Here is a 13,538-nt window from a genome sequence, read left to right as displayed (position 1 = left end):
GACGCACGCGGGCGGGCGACCCAAGGGCTGCTACATCGACCGCGCCGGACGACCCGACGCGGCGCCGAACCCCTCTACCAAAGCTTCGGTTCCGTCAAGTGCCGCGAGCTGTCTTTGTACGTCCAGAAAGCGCGCCCAGTTGAGATCGGTCGGTTCATCGGCGAGCCGTTTCTCAGCTTCCTTCAGGTCCTTAGATAGAGCGTGACCGCGCCGGTGCAAGACCAGACGCTGATGCCACCAAAGTTCGACATCGCTGCGGGCGGCGTCGGCAAAGGCCGGCCAGTCATGCCGCGCGACCGCCAGGGCCGACAGCCGCGCCGCCAGCGGGCCGAAGCCGGCGGAGGCGATCCGCTGCGCCAGCTGCTCCGGGTCGTCGGTGTCGCCCTCGACATGGGCGTCGAGCAGCACGCGGCGCAGTTCGGCCGTCTCCTTGTTCAGGAAAGCGATCTCCGCCAGTTCCTCTGCCGCGCCATCGAGCAGCCAGGGATGATTCATCACCGCGAACAGCAGCAGCGCCTCGTTGCGCGGAATTTCCGCCGCCGCACCGCGCAGCAGGGCCGAGCGGCGCATCCCCTCCCCCGCCACGCCGATCGGCTCGCGGGCCGCGCCATCGCGCCCGCCGAAGCGGCCGGGCCGCTGACCCGCGCGAAAAGTGCCGGGACGGCCACCATTCGCCCGCGCGCCCTGCCCACGCTCGCGCCAGCCGTCGCCCTGCGCCGGAGCGAACAGACGGCGGAAGCGCTCCATCAGGTCGGCGCGGTAATGCTTGCGCACCGTCTCGTCGCCGATCAGCCGGACGATTTCCCCGATCCTCGCCTCCAGCGCGGCGCGGCGCTCCGGCGTGTCGGTGCTCGCGCCTTCAAGCTCGCGGCTCCACAGCACCTCGGCCAGCGGGCGGGCGTCGCGCAGCACGGCATCGAGTGCCTCCCGGCCGCCGGCGCGGATCAGGTCGTCCGGGTCCTGCCCGTCGGGCAGAAGGCCGAAGGACAGGCTCATGCCCGGCTTGAGATGGGGCAAGGCAAGGTCCATTGCCCGCCATGCGGCGCGCCGGCCGGCCTTGTCGCCGTCGAACAGCAGCAGCGGCTCGGGCGCCATCTTCCACAGCAAAGCGAGCTGTTCCTCGGTCAGCGCGGTGCCGAGCGGGGCGACGGCGCCGGCAAAGCCCGCCTCGACCAGCGCGATCACGTCGACATAACCTTCCGCCACGATGATCGGCGCGCCCTTGTGGGCGGCCGCGCGGGCGTTGAAGCCGTTATAGAGCAGCGAGCCCTTGTGAAAGAGCGGGGTCTCCGGCGAATTGAGGTACTTGGCCGAGACCTCCTTCTCCAGCGCCCGGCCGCCAAAGGCCACGACCCGCCCGCGCAGGTCGTGGATCGGAAACATCACGCGGTCACGGAAACGGTCATAGGGCACGGGAATGTCGTCGGCCGCCACCAGCAGGCCGGCTTCCACCATGTCCTCGACCGGCACGCCCTTCGCCCCCAGCGCCTCCTTGAGCGCGTAGCGCTCGGCCGGGGCGTAGCCGATCCGGAAGCGTGCCTGCGTCGGGGCGCCGAGGCCGCGATCATTGAGATAGCCGCGCCCGCGCGCCCCGGCGCGGCCCTGCAGCGTCGCCTCGAAGAACTGCGCGGCGAGTTCCATCACCTCGTGCAGCGTCTTGCGGCGATTCTCGCGGACCTCTTCCTCGCGGGACTGCACCGGCATCGGCACACCCGCCATATTGGCAAGCCGCTCCACCGCCTCGGGAAACGGCAGGCCTTCGGTCTCCATCAGGAAGTCGAACTGGTCGCCATGCTTGCCGGAGGAGAAGCAGTGATAAAAGCCCTTCTGGTCGTTGACGTAGAAGGACGGCGTCTTCTCGGCGTTGAAGGGCGACAGCCCGCGCCACTCCCGGCCCTGCTTCTTGAGCTGCACGCGCTTTCCCACCACCTCCGACAGCGGGAGGCGGGTGCGTATCTCGTCGAGGAACGAGGGCGGAAAGCGCATGGCGGGAGCGATTCTCTTCTCACATCTTGCCGGATTTCAGCAGGCAAGAGACGGGCCGATCCGGCATATCGCGCCATCCCCGCCAGCACTGAAGTGGCGTTTGACCGCTCCGCCCGCAATCCCCGTTATTCACCGGCATCTCGCGACCGCGATATTCAACTTATTGGTTGACAGTTTCGGCGCATGCGCAGATATTCAACCACATGGTTGAACAAATGCACGCCTCACCCCTCGATCTCGTGTTTCACGCCCTGGCCGACCCGACACGGCGGGACATGCTCCGGCGTCTCTCCACCGGCGAACGCACGGTGGGCGAGCTCGCCGAGCCCTTCGCCATGTCGCTCGCCGGCGCCTCCAAGCATATCCGCACGCTGGAGGCGGCCGGGCTGGTGCGCCGTGAGGTGAAGGGCCGCCAGCATCTGTGCCGGCTCGATGCCGCACGGCTCGCGCAGGCCAGCGAGTGGCTGCGCTTCTACGAACGCTTCTGGACCGAACGCCTCAACGTCCTCGACGCGCTGCTGCGCGAGGACGACAGCAAGGGAGATACGCCATGACGTCACATGCCGACACCCAGCTTGCCAGTTCCGACCTCGCCAATGGCTATGCCACGCAGGAAGCCGCCGACACGCTGCGCTTCGAGCGCCTGCTCCCCGGCCCGGTGGAACGGGTCTGGTCCTATCTCACCGAGCCCGACAAGCGCCGCCTCTGGCTCGCCGCCGGGCCGATGGAGCTGACGGCGGGCGGCAAGGTCGACCTTGTGTTCCGCAATGGCGAGCTCAACGCCGGCCAGCCGACCCCGGAGCGCTTCGCCAAATTCGCCGGCGAGATTCACAATGAAGGCGTGGTGCTGGCCTGCGAGCCGAACCGGCTGCTGCGCTTCACCTGGGAAGCGGGAACGCCGTCAGAATCGGAAGTCACCTTCGAACTCACCCCCCGCGGGGGCAAGGTGCACCTCACCGTCACCCATCGCCGGCTGGTCGCGCGCGGCACGCGGCTCGGCGTCGCCGGCGGCTGGCATGCCCATCTCACCTTGCTCGCCGACGCGCTGGAAGGGCGCGAGCGCAGCGCGCTGTGGCCGCTTTTCGCGCAATATCGCGAGGCCTATGAGGCGCGGCTGGCGGAGTGAGCGCTCACGCGCCCATGAAGGCCCGGTACAGCGCCGCCGCGAGAATGCCCAGCGCCATCGCGACCAGCCCCCGCCGTACCACCACCATGGCCAGCAAGGTGACGCCGACCGCGACGAAGGCGGCGGCGCCACCGCGCACCGTCGCCGGCACCACCAGCGCCACCAGCACCGAGCCGGCGAGATAGCGCAGGAATGCTTCAAGGCGCGGCGACATCGGCATGAAGCCGACCAGCCAGATGCCACCGGCGCGGGTGCCATAGGTCACCAGCGCCATCGCGAAGATCACCAGCAGCGCATCGGTTGTGTTCACGGCCGGCGCCCATACTGGATCAGACCGGCGACGCCGCCGGCAAGGCCGCCGGCAAGCACATGCCAGTTTGCCGGCAGCCACCACACCGCCGCCAGCGAGGCGAGCCCGGCCACCAGCCACGGCAGATCGTCGATCTTCTTGCGGCGCAGCCCGAACAGCGTGGTGGCGAAGAACACCGCCATGACCAGATCGAGCCCGTAGCGCTGAAGGTCCGCGAGGGTGAAGTCGCCGACCGCGCCGCCAATCACGGTCGCACTCAGCCACACCACCCACATCGCCACCCCGCCACCGACCATGTAGCCGAGATCGCGCTCGCCGCGCGCCTCGGCCGAGATCAGCGCCGCCCAGTTGAGATCGCTGAGCAGCGTCATCGACAGGTAGCGTTTCCAGGTCGACAGGCCGCGCGTCAGCGGCCGGATGGAGGCGCCGAGCAGCAGATGGCGGGAATTGATGGCGAAGGTGGCGAGCAGGATCGTCACCCACGGCACCGGCGACTGCCAGAGATCCAGCACCGCGAATTGCGAGGCGCCCGCGAAGACGAGCGCGCTCATCAGCGCCGCGACCCAGCCCTCCAGCCCGGCCGCATGCGCCGCGACGCCAAACGCCGCGCCGAACACGAAGACCGGGATGAACACCGGCACCATGGCGCGCGCGCCCCGCCAGGCGCCGGCAAGCGTCAGCGTGGCAGGCCCGCGCGCGGAGGGAGGCGTGTCCATGGGAAGGGAGCGTTTCAGCCGGCGGTGAGCAGGGTCTTAACCGAGCCGCTGGCCTTGCCGAAGTCCATCACGCCGGTATAGCGCTCCTTCAGCGCCGCCATGGTGCGGCCCATGTCCTTCAGCCCGTGCGCGTCGATTTCGGCGATCACGGCAGCGATGGCGGCCTGCGATTCGGCTTCCGTCATCTGCTTGGGCAGGAAGACCTGGATGACCGAGATTTCCTCGCGCTCCTGGGTGGCGAGGTCGGTGCGGCCGGCCTCGTCATAGACCTTGGCCGACTCCTCGCGCTGCTTGATCATCTTGGTCAGCAGGCCAAGCAGTTCGTCGTCGGAGAGCGGATCCCGGCCATGGCCGCGCGCCTCGATATCGCGATCCTTGATCGCGGCGTTCACCAGACGCAGCGTGCCGAGGCGACGCTTGTCCTGCGTCTTCATCGCATCCTTGAGAGAAGTATTGATCGCGTCCCGCAGCACGTCGGCCTCTTTCGCATGATCTCGCGGCGGTCGCACCGCGGAACTGTCCCGTTCCGCGCGTCGTCCCACCGCTGGTAAGCCACTGGTTTTCCGCCCCGCGCCCTCGCGGCGGGTCGCCGCTCCGCCCCCTCCAGCCGCGCGCTGCGCGCAGCTATACGGTTCGTGAGGCGCAGATACACGGTCTTCGGACTGGCATCCGGCGCGGCAACCGACTAATTAGGCCACACAGACGCAAGGAACAAGACCATGAGCGGCAGCGCCAACGACAATGTGTGGGCCGAACCCCTTCCCACGGCCCTTCTCGTGCTCGCGGACGGCACGGTGCTTGAAGGTTTCGGCCTCGGCGCCACGGGCGAGGCGGTCGGCGAGGTGTGCTTCAACACCGCGATGACCGGCTATCAGGAAGTGCTGACCGATCCGTCCTATGCCGGGCAGATCATCACCTTCACCTTCCCCCATATCGGCAATGTCGGCACCAATGAGGAGGACGTCGAGACCGTCTCGATGGCCGGCGCCTCCGGTGTGCGCGGCGTCGTGCTGCATTCGGCAATCACCGATCCGTCGAACTACCGCGCCACCCGCCATTTCGACCAGTGGCTGAAGGCACGCGGCATCATCGCCATTTCCGGTATCGACACCCGCGCGCTGACGGCGCTGATCCGCGATGGCGGCATGCCGAACGCCGTGATCGCGCATTCACCGGATGGCGTGTTCGACCTGCCGGCGCTCAAGAAGCAGGCGGCGGAATGGCCCGGCCTCGTCGGCATGGACCTCGTGCCCATGGTCACCAGCGCCCAGCGCTTCACCTGGGACGAGACCCCCTGGCAGTGGCCGGAAGGCTATGGCCGGCAGGAGGCGCCCGCTTATAACGTCGTCGCGGTGGATTACGGCATCAAGCGCAACATCCTGCGGCTGCTGGCCCGCGCCGGCTGCAAGGTCACCGTGGTGCCGGCCACCGCCTCATCCGAGGAGATTCTCGCGCTGAAGCCCGACGGCGTGTTCCTCTCCAACGGCCCGGGCGACCCGGCCGCGACCGGGGAATATGCCGTGCCGGTGATCCGCGACATCATCGAGGCCGGCGTGCCGACCTTCGGCATCTGCCTCGGCCACCAGATGATCGGCCTCGCGGTCGGCGGGCGCACCATGAAGATGCACCAGGGCCACCACGGCGCGAATCACCCGGTGAAGGACATGACCACCGGCAAGGTCGAGATCACCTCGATGAACCACGGCTTCGCGGTCGACCGCGACAGCCTGCCGGCCAGCGCGCAGGAGACCCATGTCTCGCTGTTCGACGGCTCCAATGCCGGCATCGCGCTCTCCGACAAGCCGGTGTTCTCGGTGCAGTACCACCCCGAGGCAAGCCCCGGCCCGCAGGACAGCCATTACCTCTTCGACCGCTTCGTCGAGATGATCGCCAAGCACAAGGCGGCCTGAGCCGCCTTCGCTGCGCGTTGAAAAGGCCGGGCCCTTAAAGGTCCGGCCTTTTTCATGCGCGGCGCCCGGTATCAGGCGGCGGATTGCGCGAAGAAGAACGAGAACATAAAGTGAACACGAGAGGAGACTCCCGTGGACGACACCCTCGCGACCAAGCTGCGCATTCTGGCGGACGCCGCCAAATATGATGCCTCCTGCGCCTCCTCCGGTTCGGCGGGGCGGGCGGCGAAGAAGACCGGCATCGGCTCCACCACCGGCGCCGGCATCTGCCATTCCTACACGCCGGATGGACGCTGCGTTTCGCTGCTGAAGATCCTGCTCACCAATTACTGCCTGTTCGATTGCGCCTATTGCATCAACCGGCGTTCCTCCAATGTCGAGCGCGCCCGCTTCTCCGTGGACGAGGTGGTGCGGCTCACCCTCGGCTTCTACAAGCGCAACTATATCGAGGGACTGTTCCTCTCCTCCGGCATCATCCGCTCGCCCGATTACACGATGGAGCAGATGATGCGGGTAGCGCGTTCGCTGCGGGAGGAGCACGGCTTTGCCGGCTACATCCATCTGAAGGCCATTCCCGAGGCCAGCCCGTGGCTGGTCGAACAGGCCGGGCTGTGGGCGGACAGGCTGTCGCTGAACATCGAACTGGCGTCGGAGACCAGCCTGAAATCGCTGGCGCCGGAGAAGGATGCCCCGCGCATCCGTGCAACCATGGGCCAGATGACCGAGCGCATCGCCGAGGCCAGGGAGGAGAAGCGCCGCTTCGCGCCGGCCGGCCAGAGCACGCAGATGATCGTCGGTGCCGACGCGACGACGGATGCGACGGTGCTCGAAACCAGCGCCACGCTCTATCGCGGCTATGGACTGCGGCGGGTCTATTATTCCGCGTTCAGCCCGATTCCCGAGGCGAGCCGCGTGCTGCCGGTGAAGCCCGCGCCGCTGCGCCGGGAGAACCGGCTGTATCAGGCCGACTGGCTGCTGCGCTATTATGGTTTTTCGGTCGAGGAAATCGCCGCCGGCGGCACCGAGGGCATGCTCGATCTCGACATCGATCCCAAGCTCGCCTGGGCACTGAAGCATCGCGAGCGCTTTCCGGTCGACGTCAACAGCGCCGATCGCGAAATGCTGCTGCGCGTGCCGGGGCTCGGAGCGCGGGCGGTGGACCGCATCCTCAAGGCGCGCCGTTTTGGCCGGCTGCGGCTCGACGATATCGGCCGGCTCTCCACCAGCGTGAAGCGGGCGCGTGCCTTCCTCATCACCGCCGACCACCACCCGCTGCGCCTGACCGATCGCGCCGATCTGCGCGAGCGTCTGGCGCCGGCACCCCGGCAGATGGAGTTGTTCGGCTGATGGACGCGCTCTTCGCCTCCCCTGCCGGCGCCCTGCGCGAGGTCATCCTGTCGCCCGGCGCCGATGCCGCGGGCTTCCGCGCCGCGGTGCGCGCTCTTGTTGCGGAGGGCCTGCCGCCGGAGCGGGTGATCTGGTCGACCGGCGCTCCCGGCCTGTTCGACGCACCGCCCATGGCCCCGCATGCGGCACCGGCCTTTTCCCTGCCCCGCGCCGTGACCGAGTTGATCGGTCTGGTGCTCTGCCACGGCGACCCGGAGCGCCACGGCCTGCTCTACCGGCTGATCTGGCGCACGGTGAAGGACGAGCGGGCACTCATCGACAATCCCGCCGATCCGCTGGTGCACCGCCTGATGCGCATGGCGAAGGCGGTGCGGCGGGACATCCACAAGATGCACGCCTTCGTGCGCTTCCGCTCCGCCGGCATGGTCCAAGGCCGCGAGCGCTTCCTCGCCTGGTTCGAGCCGGAGCATTTCATCGTCGAAGCGGTGGCCGGCTTCTTCGTGAAGCGCTTTCCAGCCATGGACTGGAGCATCCTGACCCCGCACGGCTCGCTGAGCTGGGATGGCACCAGCCTCGTCATCGGCCCGCCGGCGTTACGCCCCGCTTTGCCGGAGGGCGATGGCTTCGAGGAAGGCTGGCTCTCCTATTATGAGAGCACCTTCAACCCGGCGCGGACCAACACCGCGATGATGACGAAGGAGATGCCGAAGAAATACTGGGCGAACCTGCCGGAGGCAAAGCTCATCCCCGGCCTCGTCCAATCCGCCGCCTCGCGCGTTGACGCCATGATCGCGCGAGAAGCGAGCGCGCCGCGCAAGCGCGATCCGAGAAAAGCGGTGGAAGCCATGAGCGAACAGGCCCCCGGCACGCTGGAAGAGCTGAACCGCCTGATGCGCGACACGCCGCCCTTCGTCACCGGCGGCACCCGCGCCGTGCTGGGCGAGGGGCCGGCCGGCGCGCCGCTCGCCCTTGTGGGTGAGCAGCCCGGCGATCAGGAGGATGTGGAAGGCCGGCCCTTTGTCGGCCCCGCCGGTCGGCTGCTGATGAAAGCGCTGGGCGAGGCCGGGCTGTCGCGCGAGCAGCTCTACCTCACCAATGCGGTGAAGCATTTCAAATATGTCCAGCGCGGCAAGCGGCGGCTGCATCAGAGCCCGACGTCCGGCGAGGTGAAGCATTATCGCTGGTGGCTGAAGCAGGAGCTGGATTTCGTCCAGCCGCGCCTCGTGGTGGCGCTGGGGGCCAGCGCGGCTCTGGCGCTCGCCGGCCATCCGGTCTCCGTCACCCGCGCGCGCGGTCCGATGAAATTCGAGGGCCGGCCGGGTTATGTCACCACCCACCCTTCCTATCTGCTGCGGCTGCCCGACCCGGCGGCCCAGAACGCTGCCTATGCGCAGTTCGTCGCCGATCTCAAGGCCGCGGCGGAGCGGGCGGCAGGGTGAGGGAACCCGAACGGAGCACGGGCGGTTTGTCAGGGAAGATGCGAAGGAGATGCTCATGCCCGAGCCCCGGTGCCGCCTGTTTCCGTCCTCCGGAGGGGTACCCAACAACCCCTCACTGCCGGTGCTGATCTATTCCCGCGTGCTGCGCGCCGATCCGACCGACATCGAGACGCATATCGGCGCCAATGGCTGGGATTGCCGCTGGCGCAACGGGATTTTCGACTACCACCACTTCCACTCCACCGCCCATGAGACGCTGGCCATCGCCCGCGGCTCGGCGCGCGTGCTGCTCGGCGGCGAGGATGGCGAGGTGTTCGACCTTGCCGCCGGCGACGTCCTCGTGCTGCCGGCCGGCACCGGGCACAAGCGGCTCGCCGCCAGCCGCGACCTTCTGGTGATCGGCGCCTACCCTCCCGGGCAGGATTACGAGATCGAGCGGCCCGACGAGAGCCGCCTGCATGCGGCGCTGCAGACCATCGCCGGCGTCGCCCTTCCGGCCGCCGATCCGGTCGGCGGCGCGGCGGGCGCGCTCACGCGGCTGTGGATGCGCTGAGCCGATCCGCACGGCTTGCAGGGCCAGTATCGCATACCGCCCTTCCCCCCCGGAGGAATCTGGTTTAAGGGAAGCCCCCAATTGCGGGGTAGGCCTCCGCCAACAAACTGATCCGGGTGCACCCAGGACGCGTCGACCACGCGTCCTTTTTCGTGCGCCCGGTGCAATGCGCGAGCCGCACGGGATCCGATGCCGAAACGCACAGACATTTCCACTATCCTCATCATCGGCGCCGGCCCGATCGTTATCGGACAGGCCTGCGAGTTCGATTACTCCGGTACCCAGGCGTGCAAGACGCTGAAGGCCGAGGGCTACCGGGTCGTGCTGGTGAACTCCAATCCGGCGACGATCATGACCGATCCGGATCTGGCCGATGCGACCTATATCGAGCCGATCACGTCCGAGATCGTCGCCAAGATCATCGCGAAGGAGCGCCATGCCATCCCCGGCGGCTTCGCGCTGCTGCCGACCATGGGCGGCCAGACCGCGCTGAACTGCGCGCTGTCGCTGCGCAAGATGGGCGTTCTGGAAGAGTATGACGTCGAGATGATCGGCGCCACGGCCGAGGCCATCGACAAGGCCGAGGACCGCGAGCTGTTCCGCGACGCGATGACCAAGATCGGTCTCGACACCCCGCGCTCGCGCCAGATCAAGACCCTGCCTCAGGCGCTGGAAGCCCTCGACGAGATCGGCCTGCCGGCCATCATCCGCCCGTCCTTCACCATGGGCGGCCAGGGCGGCGGCATCGCCTACAACAAGAGCGAATATATCGAGATCATCGAGCGCGGCATCGACGCCTCCCCCACCAATGAGGTGCTGGTGGAAGAGAGCGTGCTGGGCTGGAAGGAGTACGAGATGGAGGTCGTCCGCGACAAGGCGGACAACTGCATCATCGTCTGCTCGATCGAGAACATCGACCCGATGGGCGTCCACACCGGCGATTCCATCACCGTCGCGCCGGCGCTGACGCTGACCGACAAGGAATATCAGGTCATGCGCGACGCCTCGCTGGCGGTGCTGCGCGAGATCGGGGTGGAAACCGGCGGTTCCAACGTCCAGTTCGCCATCGACCCGGAAACGGGCCGCATGATCGTGATCGAGATGAACCCGCGCGTCTCGCGCTCCTCGGCGCTGGCGTCGAAGGCCACCGGCTTCCCGATCGCCAAGGTCGCCGCGCGCCTCGCGGTCGGCTACACGCTGGACGAAATCGCCAACGACATCACCGGCGGCGCCACCCCGGCCTCGTTCGAGCCGACCATCGACTATGTCGTCACCAAGATCCCCCGCTTCGCCTTCGAGAAATTCCCCGGCGCCGACCCGGTGCTGACCACGTCGATGAAGTCGGTCGGCGAGGCCATGGCGATCGGCCGCACCTTCCAGGAATCGCTGCAAAAGGCGCTGCGTTCGCTGGAGACCGGCCTGTCCGGCCTCGATGAGATCGAGATCGAGGGGCTCGGCCAGGGCGACGACAAGAACGCCATCCGCGCCGCGATCGGCACCCCGACCCCGAATCGCCTGCTTCAGGTCGCGCAGGCCATGCGGCTCGGGCTCGACAACGAGCAGATCCACACTGGCTGCAAGATCGACCCGTGGTTCCTCGAACAGATCCGCGAGATCGTGGACACCGAGGCCAAGGTCAAGGCGCATGGCCTGCCGAAGACCGCCGGCGCGTTCCGCCGGCTGAAGGCCATGGGCTTCTCCGACCAGCGCCTCGCCACGCTGGCGAAGCTGCATGAAGCCGAGGTCTCGGAGCTGCGCCGCTCGCTCGACGTGCGCCCCGTCTACAAGCGCATCGACACCTGCGCGGCCGAGTTCGCCGCGCCGACCGCCTATATGTACTCGTCCTACGAGATGCCGTTTGCCGGCGCCCCCGCCGACGAATCGCGTCCGACCGGCGCGAAGAAGGTCGCCATCCTCGGCGGCGGCCCGAACCGCATCGGCCAGGGCATCGAGTTCGACTATTGCTGCTGCCATGCCGCCTTCGCGCTGAAGGATGCCGGGTACGAGACCATCATGGTCAACTGCAACCCGGAGACGGTCTCGACCGACTACGACACGTCGGACCGGCTGTATTTCGAGCCGCTGACCGCCGAGGACGTGATCGAGATCCTTGAGCGCGAGCGCGCCAACGGGACGCTGCACGGGGTGATCGTGCAGTTCGGCGGCCAGACCCCGCTCAAGCTCGCCCGCGCGCTGGAAGAGGCCGACATCCCGATCCTCGGCACCTCGCCCGACGCCATCGACCTCGCGGAGGACCGCGACCGCTTCAAGACGCTGCTGGACAAGCTGCGCCTCAAGCAGCCGGCCAATGGCATCGCCTATTCGGTGGAGCAGGCTCGCCTCGTCACCGCGGAACTGGGCTATCCGCTGGTGGTGCGCCCGTCCTATGTGCTGGGCGGCCGCGCGATGCAGATCATCCACGAGGAAAGCCAGCTCGGCGACTACCTGCTCGGCACTCTGCCCGAGCTGGTGCCCAACGACGTCAAGGCGCGCTACCCGAACGACAAGACCGGCCAGATCAACACGCTGCTCGGCAAGAACCCGCTGCTGTTCGACCGCTACCTGTCGGACGCCATCGAGGTCGATGTCGACTGCCTCGCCGATGGCACGGATACGTTCGTCTGCGGCATCATGGAGCACATCGAGGAAGCCGGCATCCATTCCGGTGATTCGGCCTGCTCCCTGCCGCCCTACTCGCTGTCGCCGGAAACCATCGCCAAGCTGGAGGCACAGACCCGCAACCTCGCGCTCGCGCTTCAGGTCGGCGGGCTGATGAACGTGCAGTTCGCGATCAAGGACGGCACGATCCATATTCTGGAGGTCAACCCCCGCGCCTCGCGCACCGTGCCCTTCGTCGCCAAGGTGATGGGCCAGCCCTTCGCCAAGATCGCGGCGCGGGTGATGGCCGGCGAAAAGCTCGCCTCGTTCGGGCTGGAGGCGCAGACGCTGGACCATGTGGCGGTGAAGGAAGCGGTGTTCCCCTTCGCCCGCTTCCCCGGCGTCGACACGGTGCTCGGCCCGGAAATGCGCTCCACCGGCGAGGTCATGGGGCTCGACAAGTCGTTCGCCGTCGCCTTCGCCAAGAGCCAGCTCGGCGGCGGCACGAAGGTGCCGAAATCCGGGACGGTGTTCATTTCGGTACGCGAGGACGACAAGCCCCGCATCGTGGAGACGGCGCGCCTTCTGGTCTCGCTCGGCTTCAAGGTGATGGCCACCTCCGGCACGCAGCGCTTTCTCGCCGACCACGGCATTCCCGGCATCAAGATCAACAAGGTGCTGGAAGGCCGCCCGCATATCGTTGACGCGATCAAGAACGGCGAGGTGCAACTGGTGTTCAACACCACCGAGGGCGCCCAAGCGCTTGCGGATAGCCGCTCGCTGCGCCGCGCCGCCCTCTTGCACAAAGTGCCGTATTACACCACGCTGTCCGGAGCGATCGCAGCGGCGCGTGGGATCAAGGCCTATATTGGCGGTGATCTGGAAGTGCGCGCCCTGCAGGACTACTTCACGCACGGAAGCTGAGCACGCCGCAAGGCGACGCCAGCGACCGGGAACGACGAAACGCAGCCCCTCGCGCGAGACCTGTCTCCGGCCACACGGCCGGAGCCAAGTCCCTCGCGGGGGCTTCGTTTGCTTTTAAGGGAGGTCCGATAAAGACCTATGGAAAAGATCCCGATGACCGCCGGTGGGCACTCCGCCCTCGAAGCGGAACTGAAGCAGCGCCAGCAGGTGGAGCGCCCGCGCATCATTGACGCCATTTCCGAGGCGCGTGCGCATGGCGACCTGTCTGAAAACGCCGAGTATCATGCTGCCAAGGAACAGCAGGCTCTCAATGAGGGCCGTATCGCCGAGCTGGAGGACAAGCTCTCGCGCGCGGAGATCATCGATATCTCCAAGCTGTCCGGCGATATCGTGAAGTTCGGCGCCACGGTGAAGCTGATCGACGAGGACACTGAGGAAGAGCGCATCTGGCAGATCGTCGGCGACATGGAAGCCGACGCCAAGGCCGGGCGTATCTCGCTCTCCTCGCCGTTGGCGCGCGCGCTCATCGGCAAGAAGCTCGGCACCTCCGTGGAAGTGGTGACCCCCAAGGGCGCCCGCTCCTACGAAATCGCCGCGATTCAGTTCGTCTGATTCTCATGAACCGGGAG

At 67.5% G+C, this 13,538-nt stretch carries 12 protein-coding genes; 8 read left to right on the top strand and 4 right to left on the bottom strand.

Translation table 11 applies throughout. The annotated features are described in order from the left end of the window. Positions 1-30: 30 nt before the first annotated feature. Entirely contained in the window at positions 31-1,986 is a 1,956-nt protein-coding gene (gene dnaG / locus MKI84_RS05890) for a DNA primase (RefSeq protein ID WP_241617388.1), read from the bottom strand. A gap of 215 nt (positions 1,987-2,201) precedes the next feature. On the opposite strand from dnaG, the gene MKI84_RS05885 reads away from it, so the two are divergent. Then, a complete protein-coding gene (locus tag MKI84_RS05885) occupies positions 2,202-2,540 on the top strand; it encodes an ArsR/SmtB family transcription factor (protein WP_425353795.1) in 339 nt (112 codons plus the stop codon). Continuing rightward, the gene (locus tag MKI84_RS05880; protein ID WP_241617382.1) at positions 2,537-3,112 is read left to right on the top strand and encodes an SRPBCC family protein; all 576 of its coding nucleotides are present in this window, start codon (positions 2,537-2,539) and stop codon (positions 3,110-3,112) included. The genes MKI84_RS05885 and MKI84_RS05880 overlap by 4 nt, the downstream gene beginning before the upstream one ends. A gap of 4 nt (positions 3,113-3,116) precedes the next feature. Here MKI84_RS05880 and MKI84_RS05875 read toward each other — a convergent pair whose 3' ends face one another. The 3 genes from MKI84_RS05875 to MKI84_RS05865 are packed head-to-tail and all read right to left on the bottom strand — an operon-like array spanning position 3,117 to position 4,611. Further along, positions 3,117-3,422, bottom strand: a complete 306-nt coding sequence (locus tag MKI84_RS05875) for an AzlD family protein (RefSeq protein WP_241617380.1) — start codon at positions 3,420-3,422, stop codon at positions 3,117-3,119. Beyond that, a complete protein-coding gene (locus tag MKI84_RS05870) occupies positions 3,419-4,138 on the bottom strand; it encodes an AzlC family ABC transporter permease (protein ID WP_241617378.1) in 720 nt (239 codons plus the stop codon). Before MKI84_RS05870 ends, MKI84_RS05875 begins: the two co-directional genes overlap by 4 nt. Before the next feature lie 14 nt (positions 4,139-4,152). Continuing rightward, positions 4,153-4,611, bottom strand: a complete 459-nt coding sequence (locus MKI84_RS05865) for a GatB/YqeY domain-containing protein (RefSeq protein ID WP_241617376.1) — start codon at positions 4,609-4,611, stop codon at positions 4,153-4,155. 246 nt (positions 4,612-4,857) lie between these two features. Between MKI84_RS05865 and carA the strand changes: the two genes are divergently transcribed. From carA to greA, 6 genes are all read left to right on the top strand, one after another. Next, positions 4,858-6,048 (top strand): glutamine-hydrolyzing carbamoyl-phosphate synthase small subunit, encoded by a 1,191-nt coding sequence (gene carA / locus MKI84_RS05860; RefSeq protein ID WP_241617374.1) that lies wholly within the window; start codon positions 4,858-4,860, stop codon positions 6,046-6,048. Between the two features lie 132 nt (positions 6,049-6,180). Beyond that, positions 6,181-7,395, top strand: coding sequence for a putative DNA modification/repair radical SAM protein (locus MKI84_RS05855; protein ID WP_241617372.1), 1,215 nt, complete (start codon positions 6,181-6,183; stop codon positions 7,393-7,395). Further along, entirely contained in the window at positions 7,395-8,834 is a 1,440-nt protein-coding gene (locus MKI84_RS05850; protein WP_241617369.1) for a UdgX family uracil-DNA binding protein, read from the top strand. The genes MKI84_RS05855 and MKI84_RS05850 overlap by 1 nt, the downstream gene beginning before the upstream one ends. Before the next feature lie 55 nt (positions 8,835-8,889). Then, a complete protein-coding gene (locus MKI84_RS05845) occupies positions 8,890-9,387 on the top strand; it encodes a cupin (protein WP_241617367.1) in 498 nt (165 codons plus the stop codon). Positions 9,388-9,576: 189 nt separating this feature from the next. After that, positions 9,577-12,909 (top strand): carbamoyl-phosphate synthase large subunit, encoded by a 3,333-nt coding sequence (gene carB, locus MKI84_RS05840; RefSeq protein ID WP_241617366.1) that lies wholly within the window; start codon positions 9,577-9,579, stop codon positions 12,907-12,909. A 138-nt stretch (positions 12,910-13,047) separates the two neighbouring features. After that, complete coding sequence (gene greA / locus MKI84_RS05835) at positions 13,048-13,521, top strand: transcription elongation factor GreA (RefSeq protein ID WP_241617363.1); 474 nt, start codon at positions 13,048-13,050, stop codon at positions 13,519-13,521. Positions 13,522-13,538: the final 17 nt, after the last annotated feature.

The sequence above is a fragment of the Ancylobacter gelatini genome (assembly GCF_022601675.1).
Taxonomy (GTDB): domain Bacteria; phylum Pseudomonadota; class Alphaproteobacteria; order Rhizobiales; family Xanthobacteraceae; genus Ancylobacter; species Ancylobacter gelatini.
This window is presented reverse-complemented; position numbering and strand designations above follow the sequence as displayed.

Coding starts and splice junctions, on each gene's coding strand:
- MKI84_RS05870 (WP_241617378.1), bottom strand. CDS start 4,138: ATGGACACGCCTCCCTCCGCGCGCGGGCCTGCCACGCTGACGCTTGCC.
- MKI84_RS05845 (WP_241617367.1), top strand. CDS start 8,890: ATGCCCGAGCCCCGGTGCCGCCTGTTTCCGTCCTCCGGAGGGGTACCC.
- carA (WP_241617374.1), top strand. CDS start 4,858: ATGAGCGGCAGCGCCAACGACAATGTGTGGGCCGAACCCCTTCCCACG.
- MKI84_RS05880 (WP_241617382.1), top strand. CDS start 2,537: ATGACGTCACATGCCGACACCCAGCTTGCCAGTTCCGACCTCGCCAAT.
- MKI84_RS05885 (WP_425353795.1), top strand. CDS start 2,202: ATGCACGCCTCACCCCTCGATCTCGTGTTTCACGCCCTGGCCGACCCG.
- greA (WP_241617363.1), top strand. CDS start 13,048: ATGGAAAAGATCCCGATGACCGCCGGTGGGCACTCCGCCCTCGAAGCG.
- MKI84_RS05850 (WP_241617369.1), top strand. CDS start 7,395: ATGGACGCGCTCTTCGCCTCCCCTGCCGGCGCCCTGCGCGAGGTCATC.
- dnaG (WP_241617388.1), bottom strand. CDS start 1,986: ATGCGCTTTCCGCCCTCGTTCCTCGACGAGATACGCACCCGCCTCCCG.
- carB (WP_241617366.1), top strand. CDS start 9,577: ATGCCGAAACGCACAGACATTTCCACTATCCTCATCATCGGCGCCGGC.